Consider the following 16,218-nt stretch of genomic DNA (forward strand, 5'->3'; position numbering starts at 1 on the left):
TTTTTAACTCCATCACGGATGCCGTTGTTCTGACCATGAAGACCTCTTTCACCGCTCGTTTACTCATCACGGCGCTCTCCGTTGCAGCGCTCTCCTCCGCTGCCCGCGCCGATGACCTGAATATCAAAACGATGATCCCAGGCGCCCCGCAGATTGACGCCGAATCCTGGATCCTTATCGATTACAACTCTGGCAAGGTGCTGGCTGAAAACAACGCCGACTCCCGCCGCGACCCGGCCAGTCTGACCAAAATGATGACCAGCTATGTTATCGGTCAGGCGATGAAAGCGGGCAAATTCAAAGAGTCCGATCTGGTCACCGTCGGCAACGACGCCTGGGCCACCGGCAACCCGGTATTCAAAGGCTCTTCCCTGATGTTCCTCAAGCCGGGGATGCAGGTGCCGGTTTCCCAGCTGATCCGCGGTATCAACCTGCAGTCCGGTAACGATGCCTGCGTGGCGATGGCCGACTATGTCGCCGGCAGCCAGGACGCCTTCGTCAGCCTGATGAACAACTACGTCAACGCCCTCGGCCTGAAAAACACCCATTTCCAGACTGTTCACGGCCTCGATGCTGACGGCCAGTTCAGCTCGGCGCGCGACATGGCGCTGATTGGCCAGGCGCTGATCCGCGACGTGCCGAACGAGTACTCCATCTATCGTGAGAAAGAGTTCACTTTCAACGGGATCCGCCAGCTGAACCGTAATGGCCTGCTGTGGGATAACAGCCTGAACGTCGACGGCATCAAAACCGGCCACACCGACAAAGCGGGCTACAACCTTGTCGCTTCCGCCACCGAAGGGCAGATGCGTCTGATCTCGGCGGTAATGGGCGGCCGGACGTTCAAAGGGCGTGAGTCGGAAAGCAAAAAACTGCTGACCTGGGGCTTCCGCTTCTTCGAAACCGTCAACCCAATTAAAGCCGGCAAAGAGTTTGCATCCGAACCGGCCTGGTTCGGCGACAGCGATCGCGCTTCGCTGGGGGTGGATAAAGACGTCTACCTGACCATCCCGCGCGGCCGGATGAAAGATCTGAAAGCCAGCTACGTGCTGAATAACACTGAGCTGCACGCCCCGCTGCAGAAAAACCAGGTCGTCGGCACCATTAACTTCCAGCTGGATGGTAAAACCATTGACCAGCGCCCGCTGGTGGTGCTGCAGGAAATTCCGGAAGGTAATTTCTTCGGTAAAATTATTGATTACATTAAATTAATGTTCCACCACTGGTTTGGTTAAAAATCGAACACTTGAAAGTGTGATTTCCATCCCCATATACTATTCATCCAAGTAACCTGATAACTCCCACCCTTGGTGGGAGTTATTATTTTGTCGTAACACCGGAGCTGACATGAAAACCAAACTTAACGAACTGCTTGAATTCCCTACGCCATTTACTTACAAAGTAATGGGGCAGGCGTTGCCTGAGCTGGTTGATCAGGTGGTGGAAGTGGTACAGCGCCATGCGCCTGGTGATTACTCGCCGTCAGTAAAACCGAGCAGCAAAGGTAACTACCACTCGGTCTCCATCACCATCAACGCCACCCACATTGAACAAGTGGAAACGCTGTACGAAGAGTTAGGCAATATCGATATCGTTCGGATGGTGCTGTAACCTTTTCCCTGACCCGGCCGCCGTGCCGGGTCTTCTCATTCCCTCCCGCACGGCTGTGATATACTCCCCGACCTGAATTCTCTCTTCCCGGCGGAGATATTGTTTTGCAGCACAATAAAATTCTAATCCGGCAGCTTGGCCTGCAACCTTACGAACCCGTCTCGCAGGCGATGCATGAATTTACCGACGCCCGTGATGAAGATACCCTCGATGAGATTTGGCTGGTGGAACATCACCCGGTCTTCACCCAGGGTCAGGCCGGCAAAGCGGAACATCTGCTGGTGCCCGGTGATATTCCGGTGATCCAGAGCGATCGCGGCGGGCAGGTAACCTATCACGGCCCGGGACAGCAGGTAATGTACGTCCTGTTGAACCTCAAGCGCCGCAAGCTGGGCGTGCGTGAACTGGTGACGCTGCTGGAGCAAACGGTCGTCAATACCCTTGCCGAATACGGTATTGAGTCGCACCCACGCGCCGACGCCCCTGGCGTCTACGTCGGCGATCGTAAAATATGCTCTCTGGGGCTGCGCATCCGTAAAGGCTGCTCTTTCCACGGCCTGGCGCTCAATATCGCTATGGATCTGACGCCGTTTCTGCGTATCAACCCCTGCGGCTATGCCGGTATGGAGATGACGCAAATGCGCCAGTGGCAGCCGGAAGCCACTCCGGAGAGAGTCGCTCCGCGGCTGGTCGCCCATCTGCTGGCGCTGCTGAACAATCCCCCGCACGAATACCTTCCTCAGGGTTAAGGGCCGACCAGCGCCCCGCTGACGGCGGGGTGCTGAACGAGTAACACATTATTTTTGCAATCAATTGTCACGCACGGCAACGCGGTGGGCCGCTATACTTGGCCTATCATTCCCAACCGGACTCATCGCGTGCCAGAGAATACGCCGCCGTCAGAATCTCCTGACCGACAGGACGAACGTTACGACCGTCAGATGTTTCGCATCCTGCGTAATATTGACCTCAATCTGTTGACCATCTTCGAAGCCGTGTATGTACACAAAGGTATCGTCAATGCCGCGAAGATACTCAATATCACGCCGTCGGCCATTAGCCAGTCAATAAACAAACTGCGGGCGCTGTTCCCCGATCCGCTGTTTATCCGTAAAGGCCAGGGCGTAACGCCCACCGCCTATGCCACCCATCTTCACCAGTATATCAGTCGCGGTATGGAAGCTTTCCTCAGCGCGCTGGATATCACCGGCAGCCCGCACCAGCAGCGGGTGATCACTATCGCCACCACGCCAGCCATGGGGGCGCTGCTGATGCCTGGCCTGGCCAGCGCGCTGAAGCCGGTCTTTCCGCAGATCCTGCTGCACAACATCGCCCTCACCGACGCCGCGCGGCAGCTCGACCAGCGCCAGGTGGATTTGTTGATTGATACCCATCTGCACAGCGGCCAGGCGATAAGCCATCACGTGCTGTATCAGGAACGGGTGCAGATGTACTGCCGCGCTGGGCATCCCGCGCTGGACGGTCCGCAGGATGAAACTACCCTCGCGAAGTATGAATTTGCGCTGCTGCTGCCGGAAGGCCAGCGCTACCCTACGCTGCACCGTCGGCTGCAGGAGGAGATGGGCGAACGCCGCTGCGGTTTCAGCACCTTCAACCTGCTAACCCAGGCGGCAATGATCGCCGAGAGCGACATGCTGGGGCTGACCACCGAGCGCCTGTTCGCCATGGTATCCCGTCTCTGGCCGCTGCAGACCCTGGACTTCCCCTCCCTGAGGGAAGAGCAGATTGATGTTGCGCTGCACTTCAATAAGCAGAGCGGGAAAGAGCCATTGCTGAAAGAGATCATTGAGACCGTGATCCAGACGTTCAAGGTGTAGCGCACGGAAGGGAAAAAGGATAAAACAACAACTATTTTACAATTTGCCGGGCAGGCAGGCTGCTTTCTGCCCCTTTTCAATGGTATACTGCCTGCTCTTGATTCAAAAATAGTTGATAATTGCAACATTTCATTGAATTAATTCGCTTTCCTTCGTGACTCGCAACTGGAACACGCACGCTATGAGTAAACCCATTGTGATGGAACGCGGTGTTAAGTACCGCGACGCCGATAAAATGGCCCTTATCCCGGTGAAGAACGTGGCAACTGAGCGTGAAGCTCTGCTCAGAAAACCGGAATGGATGAAAATCAAACTTCCGGCAGACTCGTCCCGTATCCAGGGAATCAAAGCAGCGATGCGTAAGAACGGCCTGCACTCCGTGTGCGAAGAGGCCTCCTGCCCGAACCTTGCAGAGTGCTTCAACCACGGTACCGCGACCTTTATGATCCTCGGCGCGATCTGTACCCGCCGTTGCCCATTCTGCGACGTGGCGCATGGCCGCCCGATCGCGCCAGATGCGAACGAGCCACAGAAGCTGGCGCAAACTATCGCCGATATGGGGCTACGCTACGTGGTGGTCACTTCGGTGGACCGTGACGACCTGCGCGATGGCGGCGCACAGCATTTTGCCGACTGCATCAGCGCCATTCGCGAGAAAAACCCGACGATTAAAATCGAAACGCTGGTCCCGGATTTCCGCGGCCGCATGGATCGCGCCCTGGATATTCTGACGGTGACCCCGCCGGACGTCTTCAACCACAACCTCGAAAACGTACCGCGCCTCTATCGTCAGGTGCGTCCGGGCGCGGATTACAACTGGTCGCTGAAGCTGCTGGAGCGTTTTAAAGAAGCGCACCCGGAGATCCCGACAAAATCCGGCCTGATGGTGGGCCTGGGCGAAACCAACGACGAGATCATCGAAGTCATGCGCGACCTGCGCCGTCATGGCGTCACCATGCTGACATTAGGCCAGTATCTGCAGCCGAGCCGTCACCACCTGCCAGTGCAGCGTTACGTTAGCCCGGAAGAGTTTGAAGAGATGAAAGCGGAAGCTATGGCGATGGGCTTCACCCACGCCGCCTGCGGCCCCTTCGTTCGCTCTTCCTATCACGCCGACCTGCAGGCTAAAGGGATGGAAGTTAAATAACCTGCCGCTTCTCCCGCTGCGTCACGTCCTGGCGCAGCGGCGCTCTCCGCTTCATTCGCTTCGCCTTCCCGTAACAGTTAGTTGCATCTTTCCTGCACGGCGTCGACAAAAACGACAAAGGCCGCAACGTCAAACGTCGCGGCCTCTTCGCCGTACCACCCGCATCCCGCCAGGGGACGCAGCCGGAGAATTACTCTTTATGAGAGAGCTTCTGCGCCGGTGCTTCGTCTTCAGCGGTGGTTTTTTTCGCGCTATCGTCATCTTCGTTCATGGCTTTTTTAAAGCCCTTGATAGCCGACCCCAGGTCGCCGCCCAGCGTACGTAATTTCTTGGTACCAAACACTAAGATAATCAGTGCTGCGACTACCAGCAGTTTGGTAATACTAATCTCACCCATAGCTAACCTTCTTCTCTATACAAGCTGCGAATACGCCATCATACACGCATTTATCCGTCATATTGTAATCCACCTGTGCGTGGGCTGCGTGATTCAGCCCGAGGCCTCCCCTCCGGGAGTGAGCGCTGGGGTGTCCGTCCTGACGTGCACAGCGAATTATTGGGATAAACAATACGGGTATTTGGCGCGCGGACACAATAGCAATCTGTAACAAGGTGAATCAAGCCTTGTTTAAAAAAACGTCACAATAATTGCGGTGACGCAAACCGTCGATTCTGCAGCACCGGCAAACGCTCGCGAACCCGCGCAAGGTAGTCTGCGGAAATATCGGCATAGATCAGCTGCGGCTCGCTCCCCGCGCCCGCCACGGTGGTCCCCAGCGGATCGACGATGCGGCTCTGCCCAATGTTACGCGTCCCGCATTCGCCTGCCGCCACGACGTAGCAGGTCGTGTCCAGCGCGCGCGCCGCCAGCAGCGTCGCCCAGTGATGCTCTTTTTGCGGCCCTTTCACCCATGCGGTGGGCAGCACCAGCAGCTGCGCCCCGTTCAGCGCCAGCGACAGCGCCAGCTCCGGAAAACGCAGATCGTAACAGGTCATCAGGCCAACGCGGAAACCCGCCACTTCAATCACCGGCGGGATTTGCCGGCCGGGATCCACCCGCCGGGACTCCTGCATTGCGAAGGCGTCGTATAAATGAAGTTTGTGATAATGGGCAATAACCTTCCCTTTACGCAATACCACCAGCGTGTTGGTTGCTCTCCCCTCCCCCGACGGCACATGCAGCGTCAGGATCGTCGTCAGGCCGTTACGCGCGCTCTCGGCCAGCAGCAGCTGTAAAAACTCTCCATCCAGCGTTTGGGCCGATTTCACCGACAGATCCGGGTCGTTGTCATCACGTGCCAGCAACGCCTCCGGCAGCACCAGCAGCGCCGCCCCTTCACGCGCCGCCTGCTGCATCATCGCCACACAAGTTTGCGCATTCGTCCGCCATACTGGCGTGACGATAAACTGCCCTGCCGCTACCCGCATGTTTTTCTCCCGTCAGGTTATGAATAGCCAATTGCGCCCGTTGCGCGCTACACTTGACACTCTCTTACATCAAATAGCAGGAAACGACCGTGTTTCAACTTCTTTGCGCCGTTTTTATTGGCGGCGGCACCGGCAGCGTTTTGCGCTGGTGGCTCGGCATGAAGCTCAATCCTGTGCACCATGCTATCCCGATTGGGACACTGACTGCCAACCTGTTAGGCGCCTTTGTGATCGGCGCCGGGCTGGCGTGGTTTAATAGACTGACCGGCATTGACCCGATGTGGAAACTGCTGATCACCACAGGTTTCTGCGGCGGGTTGACCACCTTCTCCACCTTCTCTGCGGAAGTGGTGTTTCTTCTGCAGCAGGGGCGAGTGAGCTGGGCGCTCCTCAACGTCGCGGTGAACTTGCTGGGCTCATTTACCATGACGGCTGTCGCCTTCTGGCTCTTCTCGCAGGCCGCCAGCCGCTAAAGGCGTAATCAACAGGCAAAAAAAACCCGCTGATTAGCGGGTTTTTATATTCTACTGACGCGTTGCTTACAGAGCGATTACGTTTGCAGCAGAAGGGCCTTTGGCACCGTTAGTGATTTCGAACTCTACGCGCTGACCTTCAGCCAGAGTTTTGAAACCGTTGGACTGGATTGCAGAGAAGTGTACGCATACATCTTTGCTGCCATCTTCCGGAGTAATGAAACCGAATCCTTTGGACTCATTAAACCACTTAACGTTACCTTTAATCTTAGACATCAAAATTACCTTTATATGAAAAATCGACACTAATGCTGTGTCGGGTATCAGTACACCAATTGTGGTACCTTTTGTCCAGTGCAACTTTGCTAAAAAGTGATAAAAGTCGCTATCTTTTTTAGTGGGTAACGCTTTAGTCCTTGTTTTTCCACAAGACGCATCGCTTATCTCATTTATTGCTAAGACTTAGCGAATTAAAACTGTATGCGAGCCCAGGCGAAGTAAACGTTACCGTTATTGTAGGTACCGGGAATATAGGTCATCTGGAACGTTGCCGGACCGTAACCTATTGACGCTAAGGGCAAGATCACCGGAATCGGGATGTAGTTCCAGTTATCGCGCGCCGTCACCCCGAGGGTATAGCCGAGACCGAGGCGGAAGTTCTGGTCCGTCAGCGGCCGCCAGGTTTTCTCCCAACCGTAGCCGCCGATGGGTTCCCACTTATTGAAAGAGTCTTTAAACGCCATCAGGTACAGGCCGTGCCAGTTCCCTTTCTCATCCCAGCGCGAAACGCCGAAGCCTGCCCCCCACGGGCGTTCATTATACTTGTCCGTCTTTTCCTTATCATAAGCAAAGCGCGCGTGCCAGGTGATGGCTGGAACGTACAGATCATAGTGCTCCGGCTCATTCCAGGTCTGCGCAACGTTATTACTTAAGGTATGGTAACCTTCGCTAAGGGTCGATGAAAACGACGCGCTGGCGTTTCCGGATACCAATAACCATCCTAAAAAACCAAGAGAAAACAATGAAAAACGACGTAACATCAACACTTTTCTATTACCACTTTCATTTAAAAGCCACCTAAAATAGCAAAGATAGTCTCAATACAGGTTGAACGAAATAAGGCAAACTCCTGATTTTCGCCCGCTGACCATCAGAACCGCTTAACTATCCATCTGGTGATTATATCCAGGCGGGACGGGAGGGGCGTAGTTCTTATCGCTTTATTGATTTGCATCAGCGAGTTTCGTCCGTTTTTTCGGCACATTCGCACATTAAAATTTGGTGTGGCGCTTTTTAACTACATATTCTTTGGGCTTAGGGGAAATGAATGCTGACGTTTGTTGAGATCCTGATCGGGATTGCGGTCATTGTGGGCGTCGCCCGCTATATCATTAAGGGCTATTCAGCCACCGGCGTGCTGTTCGTCGGCGGCTTAATATTGCTGATCGTCAGCGCCCTGCTGGGTCATAAAGTCTTACCAGGCAATACCGAGGGCACCGGTTACTCCGCCACTGACATTATTGAATACATTAAGATTCTACTCATGAGCCGTGGCGGCGATTTGGGTATGATGATCATGATGCTGTGCGGTTTCGCCACCTATATGACGCATATTGGCGCCAATGATATGGTGGTGAAATTAGCCTCAAAGCCATTGCGCTATATCAATTCGCCCTATCTGCTGATGATTGCCGCCTACTTTGTCGCCTGCCTGATGTCGCTGGCCGTCTCCTCCGCGACCGGCCTCGGCGTCCTGCTGATGGCGACGCTGTTCCCGGTGATGGTAAACGTTGGTATCAGCCGCGGTGCGGCGGCGGCCATCTGCGCCTCCCCGGCGGCGATTATCCTTTCGCCTACCTCGGGTGACGTCGTGCTGGCGGCAAAAGCGGCCGAAATGCCGCTGATCGACTTTGCCTTCAAGACCACGCTGCCGATCTCCATCGCCGCTATCATCTGCATGGCGATCGCCCACTTCTTCTGGCAGCGCTACCTGGATAAAAAAGAGAACATTTCCCACGAAATGCTCGACGTCAACGAGATCACCACCAATGCCCCGGCGCTGTACGCCATCCTGCCGTTTACCCCGATTATTGGCGTACTGATCTTTGATGGCAAATGGGGGCCGGAACTGCACATTATTACCATCCTCGTCGGCTGCATGCTGCTGGCGGCGATCCTCGAATTCCTGCGCGGGTTCAACACCAAAAACGTCTTCAGCGGACTGGAAGTCGCCTACCGCGGGATGGCTGACGCCTTCGCCGGGGTGGTGATGCTGCTGGTCGCCGCCGGCGTTTTTGCTCAGGGATTAAGCACCATCGGCTTCATCAACGGTCTGATCTCCATCGCCACTTCCTTCGGCTCGGCCAGTATTATTCTGATGCTGGTGCTGGTGATCCTGACCATGCTGGCGGCGATGACCACCGGCTCCGGCAATGCCCCGTTCTACGCCTTTGTCGAGATGATCCCCAAGCTGGCGCACTCATCCGGCATCAATCCCGCCTATCTGTCGATCCCGATGCTGCAGGCCTCTAACCTTGGCCGCACGATCTCGCCGGTCTCCGGCGTGGTGGTGGCCGTCGCCGGGATGGCGAAGATCTCCCCGTTCGAAGTGGTCAAACGCACCTCGGTGCCGGTGATGGTTGGCCTGCTGGTGGTGATTGTCGCGACCGAGATCCTCGTCCCGGGCAGCGCGGTCCGCTAATGGTCTAACCACGTGAAAAGGCGCCAGCAGGCGCCTTTTTTATGCTTTAATAACTCCCCGTTATCTTTTGCCATCCACAATCAGGAATAAACATGTTCAGGAAGGAATTCGCCGCGCTTGCCCTTGTGCTTACCGCCACTCAGGCCGGCGCTGAACCGCTCACCGCGACGCGATACGCTGATTTTGACCGCTATGTCCTGGCCCTCTCCTGGCAAACCGGATTCTGTCAGAGCATGTATGACCGTAACCGCAACGAACCGGAAGAGTGCCGCCTGCAGCAGGAAACCGCGAATAAAGCCGATTTTCTGACCGTGCACGGTCTGTGGCCCGGGCTGCCAAAGTCCATTGCCGCGCGCGGAGTGGATGAACGACGCTGGATGCGCTACGGCTGCGCCACGCGCCCGCTGCCCGACATGCCGGAGGTGAAAGCGAACCGCAAATGTCAGGCGGCGGAGACGGGGTTGTCGCTGGAGATGGCCAACAAACTGAATAGCGTGATGCCGGGCGCGGGCGGCACCTCCTGCCTCGAACGTTACGAATATGCCAAACATGGCGTCTGCTTCGGCTTCGATCCCGACAGCTATTTTGGCGCCATGGTGCGCCTGAACGGGGAAATTAAGCGCAGCCCGGTTGGTGATTTCCTTGCCAAACACTATGGCCAAACCGTCAGTCGGGCCGACTTCGACGCCGCCGTGGCCCGCGCCTGGGGTCCGCAGAGCGTGAAGGCGTTTAAATTAACCTGTAACGGTAATCCTGCCTATTTGACCGAGATGCAAATCTCGCTCAACGCCGCGTCCATCAACGCCCCACTGGCCACCTCCGCCTTTCTGCCCCAGCCTCACCCGGGTAACTGCGGCGCGCAGTTTATCCTCGATAAGGTTGGCCACTAGCGCAACGCGGCATACTGTTCAGAAAACGTCCTTCGCCGGAGGCGTTGCGCGCTGATTGTGCGTTTCATCACTTCAAACTGCCGGCAACTCTCAGTATGATGGGAGAACCTTAACCCTTGCCTTTTTCGGCGAGGGTTTTCTTTTACGGACAGGTTCCTGGATAACATGGAGTATGCAATGACCAGACCCGCAATCATCATTAACGAACTGGATGCCGAACGTATCGACAGGCTGCTGGAGCAGCCGGCTTTCGCCAGCTCGCCGGTTGCCGATGCCCTGAACGACGAGCTCGACCGCGCGCAAATGCTGGCGCCGGAAGCGATGCCGCACGATGTCGTCACCATGAACAGTACGGTTAAATTCCGCGATTTGACCAGCGGCGAAGAGCGCGTGCGGACGCTGGTGTTTCCGACGCAGGTGACCGACAGCGCCAGCCAGCTCTCCGTCCTCGCGCCGGTGGGCGCCGCGCTGCTCGGCCTCAAGGTCGGCAGCACCATTCACTGGGAGCTGCCGGGCGGGGCATCGACGCACCTGGAAGTGCTGGCGCTGCTGTACCAGCCGGAAGCCGCTGGCGAATTCCACCGTTAATCCCCGCTGCCTGAGGCGTATCGCGCTTTATTCAGAGGATGTCCACACATCCTCTTTCTGCTGTCTTTCCCCCCGCTAACCTTTTTTTACGCTTTGCGCCTGCCTGACTGACAGTTTTGCGACCTGAATGACACAATATCCGCATATAATATGTTGATATAGACGCAAACGAACAAGGAGGATTGCATATGTATAAGACTATCATTATGCCGGTTGATGTCTTTGAGATGGCGCTGAGCGATAAAGCCGTCCGGCATGCGGAGTTTCTGGCCCAGCAGGACGGGGTGATCCATCTGCTCCACGTCTTACCCGGTTCAGCGAGCTTCACGATGAGCCGTTTTACCGCCGACCTGCGGCGTTTTGAGGAACATCTGCAGCACGAGGCGGAAACCCGCCTGCAGACCATGGTCAGCCATTTCAGCATTGACCCATCGCGGATCAAGCTGCATGTGCGTTTCGGCAGCGTGCGCGACATGGTCAACGAACTGGCCAGCGAAATAAACGCCGACGTGGTGGTGATTGGCTCACGCAATCCCTCCATCAGTACCCACCTGTTGGGCTCCAACGCCTCGAGCGTCATCCGTCACGCCCATATCCCGGTGATGGTCGTCAGGTAAGGCTGAGGAAAAGCGCATAAAAAAAGAGGCTACCCCCGGGTAGCCTCTTTGTTATGCAGGTCTATTGTCTGACTTGTTATGCGGTTTTCGTGCGGATCAGGTAGTCGAAGGCGCTCAGCGACGCTTTCGCCCCCTCCCCTGCCGCGATGATAATCTGCTTGTACGGCACGGTGGTGCAGTCACCGGCGGCGAATACGCCTTTAACGTTGGTTTCGCACTTCGCATCGATGATGATCTCGCCCATGCGGTTACGCTCAACCGCGCCTTCCAGCCAGGTGGTATTAGGCAGCAGGCCGATCTGCACGAAGATGCCCGCCAGCGCGACGTGATGCTCATCGCCGCTCACCCGGTCACGATACTGCAGACCGGTGACCTTGCTGCCGTCGCCTTTCACTTCCGTGGTCTGCGCATTGAGAATGATGTCGACATTCTTCAGACTGCGGACTTTATCCTGCAGCACCTGGTCGGCCTTCATCTCCGGTGCGAATTCCAGCAGGGTCACGTGTTCCACGACGCCCGCCAGGTCGATGGCGGCTTCCACGCCGGAGTTCCCCCCGCCGATCACCGCCACGCGCTTACCTTTAAACAGCGGGCCGTCGCAGTGCGGGCAGTAGGTTACGCCCTTGGTGCGATACTGATCTTCGCCCGGCACGTTCATGTTGCGCCATTTCGCCCCGGTGGCAATGATGACGCTGCGCGCCTTCAGCACCGCGCCGGAGGCGGTTTCGATCTGATGCAGGCCGCCCTCTGTCGCCGCTGGCGTCAGTTTGGTCGCGCTCTGGGAGTCGATCACATCGACGTTATAGTCGCTAACGTGCGCTTTCAGGGCCCCGGCCAGCTTCTGGCCTTCGGTTTTCGGCACCGAAATGTAGTTTTCGATATCCACGGTATCCAGCACCTGGCCGCCGAAGCGCTCGCCCATCAGGCCGGTACGAATCCCTTTACGCGCAGAGTAAACCGCGGCCGCCGCCCCGGACGGGCCGGAACCGACGATCAGCACATCGTAAGCGTCACGCTGATTCAGCTCTTCCGCTGCGCGTTTTTCCGCACCGGTGTCCACTTTGGCGACGATTTCCGTCAGCGTCATCCGCCCCTGACCAAACTCCTGGCCGTTCATGAACACCGCCGGCACGCCCATCACGTTGCGCTCGGTGATCTCATTCTGGAACGTCCCGCCGTCAATCGCCGTATGTTTGATACGCGGGTTGAGCACCGCCATCAGGTTCAGCGCCTGGACCACGTCCGGGCAGTTATGGCAAGAGAGCGAGTAGTAGGTTTCAAACTCGAAGTCGCCATCGATATCGCGGATCTGCTCCAGCAGAGACTGGGCCTCTTTCGACGGATGACCGCCGGTCCACAGCAGCGCCAGCACCAGCGAGGTAAACTCGTGGCCCAGCGGGGAGCCCGCAAAGCGTGGGCCCTGGTCGTAACCGGGGTTAGTAATCAGGAACGATGGCTTGCGTACCGCCAGCGTGTTGTCTTCTTTAAAGGTGACTTTGTCTGACAGTTCAGCAATTTCAGCCAGCAGTTCCCTGATTTCTGCCGATTTAGCGCTGTCATCCAGCGTGGCAATCAGCTCAACAGGCTTGGTCAGCTTCTCAAGATAGGCCTTGAGCTGGGTTTTCATGTTGGTGTCGAGCATTGTTATCTCCTGCGCTTAAAACATCATCATGCAAGCGGCCTCGTCCAGGCAGCCTGAATGCGCTTGCATCATGGTGTTGGAATGAAATGGGCGCAGGTGCGCCCATGACTGAAGTAATTTCCAAAGTATTTCGCGTCAGAGCAAGGCGGCTAGCCTGAGAATCCCCGAGAGCTTACTAAAGTAAGCGACCGGGGTGAGCAGGCGACGCCAACGCAGCTATTGCGTGAAAGACGACGGAAATTTTAATTCACCAGTATTTCGCGTTAGAGCAAGGCGGCAAGCTTATGAACCCCCGGGAGCTTACACGAGTAAGTGACCGGGGTGATTAAGCGCAGCCAACGCCGCTATGATGCGAAAGACGCCGTGATTATTAGATTTTGCCGACCAGGTCCAGAGATGGAGCCAGCGTCGCTTCGCCTTCTTTCCATTTCGCCGGGCACACTTCGCCTGGGTGGGAAGCAACATACTGCGCCGCTTTGATTTTACGCAGCAGGTCAGACGCGTCACGGCCGATACCTTCAGCGGTAACTTCGATCGCCTGGATGATACCCTGCGGGTCAACCACGAAGGTGGCGCGGTCAGCCAGACCTTCATCTTCACGCATGTTGTCGAAGTTACGGGTCAGGGCGCCAGTCGGGTCGCCAATCATCGCGTATTTGATTTTCGCGATGGTTTCAGAGCTGCTGTGCCACGCTTTGTGGGTGAAGTGGGTATCGGTAGAAACAGAGTAAACGTCTACGCCCAGCTTCTGCAGTTCTTCGTAATGGTCAGCCACGTCGCCCAGTTCGGTCGGGCAGACGAAGGTGAAGTCAGCCGGATAGAAGAAGAAGACGCTCCAGCGGCCTTCGGTGTCTTTCTCGGTGACTTCGATGAATTCACCATTTTTGAATGCCTGGTTTTTGAACGGTTTGATTTTGGTGTTAATTAAGGACATCTATACTTCCTCCGTGTTTTCGTTGAGGTCTAAGTTAACGAATTTTTCCTGACCCGACCAATGCGTTTACATTATCGAATCAATAAGCGTTATCTAACAACCGGAACAAGACAACTATGTGAACCTGTCGACGCGTTCAGCGCAGTTCGCTGTTTTTCGCATCATTTGCCGCGACAAAAGTAAAAAGGCCACCCTTTCAGGCGGCCCCGTTACCTGAAATACCCGAAGGTAGGTTCAGCGCCAGTCAGACTGGCTATGTGTTGCGCTCTACATTACCTTAATGTAACAGCATCCAGGATTACATCACCCACGCCAGGAAAGGGCAATCCGTCGTTCTGCTGATCCTGCCTATAACTGTAATAGGTTTGGCAATGTTTCTTCCTTTCCTGCTGATTTTACAAGGAATACTCATGTTAAAACGTCTGCTGTTGCTCAGCCTTTTGCCTTTTTGTAGCTATGCGGAAGAACTGCCCGCCCCGGTAAAAGCAATTGAAAAACAGGGCATTACCATCATCAAACCCTTTGACGCGCCGGGGGGAATGAAGGGCTGGCTGGGGAAATACCAGGATATGGGCGTCGCCATCTACCTCACGCCTGACGGCAAACATGCCATTTCCGGTTATATGTACGACGAAAACGGCAACAACCTCAGCGAGCAGTTATTTCAAAAAGCGCTCTACACGCCGGCGGGACAGGAGATGTGGAAGAAGATGGCCAGCGCCCACTGGCTGCAGGATGGTAACAAAGACGCCCCCATCGTGCTGTATGTCTTTGCCGATCCCTTCTGCCCTTACTGCAAACAGTTCTGGCAGCAGTCCCGTCCCTGGGTGGAGGCCGGTAAAGTGCAGATCCGCACCCTGCTGGTGGGCGTGATCAAGCCGGAGAGCCCGGCCACCGCCGCGGCGATCCTCGCCAGTAAAGATCCGGCGAAAACCTGGCACGATTACGAACAATCGAACGGCAAAATGGCCCTGACGATACCGAAGGCTATCCCGCCGGAGAAGATGAAAATGCTCAACGTCAACCAGCAGCTGATGGACGATCTGGGGGCCAACGTCACGCCAGCTATTTATTATATGAATAAGGATAATATGCTGCAGCAGGTGGTCGGCCTGCCGGATAAAGAGAAGCTGTCTATTATGATGGGTGAAAAAGAGTAATTCCGTCCCGGTGTGGCGCCTGGCGAAACCGATCTCTGGTGCCACTACCGATAGTAAGATATATTAAGCAAAACTTAACTTTATTTGCCCACAATTAAATTCACACCACAAATACTAAGACTCAAGATATTATCGTTAGAAATATTTTAACTTACACTGGCAATTAACAGGACTGTATTAATGGCAAATCTTTACGATCTGAAAAAGTTCGATCTAAATTTATTGGTAATTTTTGAATGTATCTATCAGCACTTAAGCATCAGCAAAGCGGCGGCAATGTTATTTATCACCCCATCAGCGGTAAGTCAGTCATTGCAGCGTCTGCGACAGCAGTTAGACGATCCGCTATTTGTGCGCGTCGGGAAGGGAATGACGCCCACCACCGCCTGCGTGAATCTTCATTACCACCTGCAGCAAAATCTGGAGCAGCTGGAAAAAACGATCAATCTCAATAACCGCTCCGATCTGCGTAAACGTATTGTAATATATGGCCCCCCGCTGTTCTGTTCAGTAAACAGCCACTTTATGATTAACCAGCTTTGTCATCAGGCCAACTTGCAAATTGAGCACCATAACCTGACCACCACCGAATCGGCTGAGGAGCTGCTGGCATATCGCCAGGCTGACCTGGTGTTCACCCGAATGCCGATAACCAACCGCGCCACGATCTGTCAGCCCTATCAGACGGTGCAGACCCTCGCGGTGTGTCGGACGAACCATCCGCGGCGCGAGGCGCTCACGTCAGTTGACGCGCTGGCGCAGGAGTTTTTCACCCACTATATTACCAACGATCCCGTTATTCAGCGCGTTCAGCAAAGCAGCACGCCCTGGCTAAATCCGCGTAATATTGCCTTTCGCAGCGACTCTTTTATGACCATTCTTAACATGATCAATAAAACCGATCTGATTGGCTTCTTGCCGTCCTATTTATATGATTTTATTTCGCCAGCCATGCAACTTCACGTCCTCGATATAAATGAACTTTTCCCAGACATTACGATATATATTAACTACCACCAATCATCTACACAAAATCATTTTTTATCTGAATTAATCACCATTTTAATGAATGACAGAGAGATATCACGCCCCCTACTCAATAACAGCAAATAACGATCCGACTTATTGCCCCTCCCCAAGGGAAGGGAAAGTCGACCATTAATTTCCCACGCATCATCGTTTATACTGA

General features: G+C 55.1%; 18 protein-coding genes. 12 read left to right on the top strand and 6 right to left on the bottom strand.

Annotated elements, in window-relative coordinates:
- Positions 1-35: 35 nt before the first annotated feature.
- From dacA to lipA, 5 genes are all read left to right on the top strand, one after another.
- The gene (gene dacA, locus AC6CWS_RS12965) at positions 36-1,235 is read left to right on the top strand and encodes a D-alanyl-D-alanine carboxypeptidase DacA (protein WP_023288831.1); all 1,200 of its coding nucleotides are present in this window, start codon (positions 36-38) and stop codon (positions 1,233-1,235) included.
- Positions 1,236-1,347: 112 nt separating this feature from the next.
- Positions 1,348-1,611 carry a DUF493 family protein YbeD gene (gene ybeD, locus AC6CWS_RS12970; protein ID WP_002894474.1) on the top strand — a complete coding sequence of 88 codons (264 nt, stop codon included), beginning with the start codon at positions 1,348-1,350 and terminating at the stop codon, positions 1,609-1,611.
- A 104-nt stretch (positions 1,612-1,715) separates the two neighbouring features.
- Positions 1,716-2,360 carry a lipoyl(octanoyl) transferase LipB gene (lipB, locus tag AC6CWS_RS12975; protein WP_065882532.1) on the top strand — a complete coding sequence of 215 codons (645 nt, stop codon included), beginning with the start codon at positions 1,716-1,718 and terminating at the stop codon, positions 2,358-2,360.
- Positions 2,361-2,489: 129 nt separating this feature from the next.
- Positions 2,490-3,449 carry a YbeF family transcriptional regulator gene (locus AC6CWS_RS12980; RefSeq protein WP_074442609.1) on the top strand — a complete coding sequence of 320 codons (960 nt, stop codon included), beginning with the start codon at positions 2,490-2,492 and terminating at the stop codon, positions 3,447-3,449.
- A gap of 181 nt (positions 3,450-3,630) precedes the next feature.
- A complete protein-coding gene (gene lipA, locus AC6CWS_RS12985) occupies positions 3,631-4,596 on the top strand; it encodes a lipoyl synthase (RefSeq protein ID WP_065882536.1) in 966 nt (321 codons plus the stop codon).
- Positions 4,597-4,786: 190 nt separating this feature from the next.
- On the opposite strand, the gene tatE is transcribed toward lipA, so the two are convergent.
- Complete coding sequence (gene tatE / locus AC6CWS_RS12990) at positions 4,787-4,993, bottom strand: twin-arginine translocase subunit TatE (protein WP_023288827.1); 207 nt, start codon at positions 4,991-4,993, stop codon at positions 4,787-4,789.
- Positions 4,994-5,235: 242 nt separating this feature from the next.
- Positions 5,236-6,024, bottom strand: a complete 789-nt coding sequence (locus AC6CWS_RS12995) for a deaminated glutathione amidase (RefSeq protein WP_065882538.1) — start codon at positions 6,022-6,024, stop codon at positions 5,236-5,238.
- An 89-nt stretch (positions 6,025-6,113) separates the two neighbouring features.
- Here AC6CWS_RS12995 and crcB point away from each other — a divergent pair, with 89 nt between their 5' ends.
- Positions 6,114-6,497: a fluoride efflux transporter CrcB gene (crcB, locus tag AC6CWS_RS13000; RefSeq protein WP_065882541.1), complete on the top strand. Its 384-nt coding sequence runs from the start codon at positions 6,114-6,116 to the stop codon at positions 6,495-6,497.
- 66 nt (positions 6,498-6,563) lie between these two features.
- On the opposite strand, the gene cspE is transcribed toward crcB, so the two are convergent.
- Positions 6,564-6,773 (bottom strand): transcription antiterminator/RNA stability regulator CspE, encoded by a 210-nt coding sequence (cspE, locus tag AC6CWS_RS13005; protein ID WP_498256403.1) that lies wholly within the window; start codon positions 6,771-6,773, stop codon positions 6,564-6,566.
- 194 nt (positions 6,774-6,967) lie between these two features.
- Complete coding sequence (pagP, locus tag AC6CWS_RS13010) at positions 6,968-7,489, bottom strand: lipid IV(A) palmitoyltransferase PagP (RefSeq protein ID WP_223171797.1); 522 nt, start codon at positions 7,487-7,489, stop codon at positions 6,968-6,970.
- A gap of 335 nt (positions 7,490-7,824) precedes the next feature.
- Here pagP and dcuC point away from each other — a divergent pair, with 335 nt between their 5' ends.
- The 4 genes from dcuC (at position 7,825) to uspG (ending at position 11,293) form a co-directional block, all read left to right on the top strand.
- Positions 7,825-9,198: an anaerobic C4-dicarboxylate transporter DcuC gene (gene dcuC, locus AC6CWS_RS13015; RefSeq protein WP_048297043.1), complete on the top strand. Its 1,374-nt coding sequence runs from the start codon at positions 7,825-7,827 to the stop codon at positions 9,196-9,198.
- Between the two features lie 92 nt (positions 9,199-9,290).
- Entirely contained in the window at positions 9,291-10,088 is a 798-nt protein-coding gene (gene rna, locus AC6CWS_RS13020; protein WP_048297041.1) for a ribonuclease I, read from the top strand.
- A gap of 177 nt (positions 10,089-10,265) precedes the next feature.
- Positions 10,266-10,676 carry a nucleoside diphosphate kinase regulator gene (rnk, locus tag AC6CWS_RS13025; protein WP_032455114.1) on the top strand — a complete coding sequence of 137 codons (411 nt, stop codon included), beginning with the start codon at positions 10,266-10,268 and terminating at the stop codon, positions 10,674-10,676.
- Between the two features lie 188 nt (positions 10,677-10,864).
- Complete coding sequence (gene uspG, locus AC6CWS_RS13030; protein ID WP_002894401.1) at positions 10,865-11,293, top strand: universal stress protein UspG; 429 nt, start codon at positions 10,865-10,867, stop codon at positions 11,291-11,293.
- A gap of 76 nt (positions 11,294-11,369) precedes the next feature.
- Here uspG and ahpF read toward each other — a convergent pair whose 3' ends face one another.
- Positions 11,370-12,935 carry an alkyl hydroperoxide reductase subunit F gene (gene ahpF, locus AC6CWS_RS13035; protein ID WP_323109536.1) on the bottom strand — a complete coding sequence of 522 codons (1,566 nt, stop codon included), beginning with the start codon at positions 12,933-12,935 and terminating at the stop codon, positions 11,370-11,372.
- Positions 12,936-13,305: 370 nt separating this feature from the next.
- Complete coding sequence (gene ahpC / locus AC6CWS_RS13040) at positions 13,306-13,869, bottom strand: alkyl hydroperoxide reductase subunit C (protein ID WP_002894394.1); 564 nt, start codon at positions 13,867-13,869, stop codon at positions 13,306-13,308.
- 410 nt (positions 13,870-14,279) lie between these two features.
- Here ahpC and dsbG point away from each other — a divergent pair, with 410 nt between their 5' ends.
- Both dsbG and citR read left to right on the top strand, forming a co-directional pair.
- Positions 14,280-15,029 carry a thiol:disulfide interchange protein DsbG gene (gene dsbG, locus AC6CWS_RS13045; RefSeq protein WP_065882545.1) on the top strand — a complete coding sequence of 250 codons (750 nt, stop codon included), beginning with the start codon at positions 14,280-14,282 and terminating at the stop codon, positions 15,027-15,029.
- A gap of 180 nt (positions 15,030-15,209) precedes the next feature.
- Complete coding sequence (gene citR / locus AC6CWS_RS13050) at positions 15,210-16,142, top strand: DNA-binding transcriptional repressor CitR (RefSeq protein WP_065882546.1); 933 nt, start codon at positions 15,210-15,212, stop codon at positions 16,140-16,142.
- The last annotated feature ends 76 nt before the right edge of the window (positions 16,143-16,218 follow it).

This window comes from Klebsiella sp. M041 (assembly GCF_059759695.1).

Excerpts from the sequence above, each read along its gene's own strand:
- dacA (WP_023288831.1), top strand. The coding sequence starts at position 36 with ATGAAGACCTCTTTCACCGCTCGTTTACTCATCACGGCGCTCTCCGTT.
- ybeD (WP_002894474.1), top strand. The coding sequence starts at position 1,348 with ATGAAAACCAAACTTAACGAACTGCTTGAATTCCCTACGCCATTTACT.
- lipA (WP_065882536.1), top strand. The coding sequence starts at position 3,631 with ATGAGTAAACCCATTGTGATGGAACGCGGTGTTAAGTACCGCGACGCC.
- tatE (WP_023288827.1), bottom strand. The coding sequence starts at position 4,993 with ATGGGTGAGATTAGTATTACCAAACTGCTGGTAGTCGCAGCACTGATT.
- AC6CWS_RS12995 (WP_065882538.1), bottom strand. The coding sequence starts at position 6,024 with ATGCGGGTAGCGGCAGGGCAGTTTATCGTCACGCCAGTATGGCGGACG.
- cspE (WP_498256403.1), bottom strand. The coding sequence starts at position 6,773 with ATGTCTAAGATTAAAGGTAACGTTAAGTGGTTTAATGAGTCCAAAGGA.
- dcuC (WP_048297043.1), top strand. The coding sequence starts at position 7,825 with ATGCTGACGTTTGTTGAGATCCTGATCGGGATTGCGGTCATTGTGGGC.
- rna (WP_048297041.1), top strand. The coding sequence starts at position 9,291 with ATGTTCAGGAAGGAATTCGCCGCGCTTGCCCTTGTGCTTACCGCCACT.
- rnk (WP_032455114.1), top strand. The coding sequence starts at position 10,266 with ATGACCAGACCCGCAATCATCATTAACGAACTGGATGCCGAACGTATC.
- uspG (WP_002894401.1), top strand. The coding sequence starts at position 10,865 with ATGTATAAGACTATCATTATGCCGGTTGATGTCTTTGAGATGGCGCTG.
- ahpF (WP_323109536.1), bottom strand. The coding sequence starts at position 12,935 with ATGCTCGACACCAACATGAAAACCCAGCTCAAGGCCTATCTTGAGAAG.
- ahpC (WP_002894394.1), bottom strand. The coding sequence starts at position 13,869 with ATGTCCTTAATTAACACCAAAATCAAACCGTTCAAAAACCAGGCATTC.
- dsbG (WP_065882545.1), top strand. The coding sequence starts at position 14,280 with ATGTTAAAACGTCTGCTGTTGCTCAGCCTTTTGCCTTTTTGTAGCTAT.
- citR (WP_065882546.1), top strand. The coding sequence starts at position 15,210 with ATGGCAAATCTTTACGATCTGAAAAAGTTCGATCTAAATTTATTGGTA.